This is a genomic window from Flavobacterium psychrophilum DSM 3660 = ATCC 49418 (assembly GCF_002217405.1).
In the GTDB taxonomy this organism is placed as follows: domain Bacteria; phylum Bacteroidota; class Bacteroidia; order Flavobacteriales; family Flavobacteriaceae; genus Flavobacterium; species Flavobacterium psychrophilum.
On record NZ_MUHE01000012.1, the window covers coordinates 1 to 910 of the forward strand.

The 910-nt window shown below is 39.7% G+C and carries 1 protein-coding gene; it reads left to right on the forward strand.

All coding sequences use genetic code 11. From position 1 onward, the window contains the following. On the forward strand, positions 1-910 hold a 910-nt coding region (locus B0A57_RS03860; RefSeq protein ID WP_317044331.1), incomplete at both ends, for a Calx-beta domain-containing protein.

The following is a 910-nucleotide window of genomic DNA, read 5'->3' on the forward strand; positions in this document are numbered from 1 at the left end:
TTACCACAGTTACAATTCCAGCAGGACAAACTACGGTAAATGTAACGGTACCAATTTTAGAAGACACTATCGATGAACCAGCAGAAACATTTACAGTAAACGGAACGGTAACCAGTGGCAACACCATCAATACCAATCCAACAGGCACAGTAACCATTACCGATAACGATGCTACACCAGTGGCAACTATCGGAAATGTAACGATCAATGAAGGAGCAGGAACAGTAACCATCCCTGTAAGTATCGATGTTGTAAGTTCAGTAGATACGGTGATTAACATCACGACCGCTACAGGCACTGCCGGCACCTCAGATTATACCACCACAGTTACCACAGTTACAATTCCAGCAGGACAAACTACGGTAAATGTAACGGTACCAATTTTAGAAGACACTATCGATGAACCAGCAGAAACATTTACAGTAAACGGAACGGTAACCAGTGGCAACACCATCAATACCAATCCAACAGGCACAGTAACCATTACCGATAACGATGCTACACTAATAGTTGCTGTAGATGATGTTTATCAACCACAAACACCAAGTACCACAGTGGCAATCGTAGTAGGAAATGTTACCGCCAACGATACTTTGAACGGTGTAATTGTAACAGGAACTAATACCAATGTAACCCCAGTAACGGCAGGCCCATTAAGTATAGACGCTAATGGTGTATTAACATTATTGCCTAATACAATATCAGGAAATTACACAATTACTTATACGATATGTGAAGTAGATCAAGTAACAGGAATTGCGATAAACCCACCCAATTGTAGTACAGCAACCGTTACAATTGAAGTTTTACCAAGTAATGTCATCATTTATAATGGTGTAACACCAAATGGCGATGGAGATAATGATGTATTTTATTTAGAAAACATTGAGTTTATGAAAGAATCTTCTGT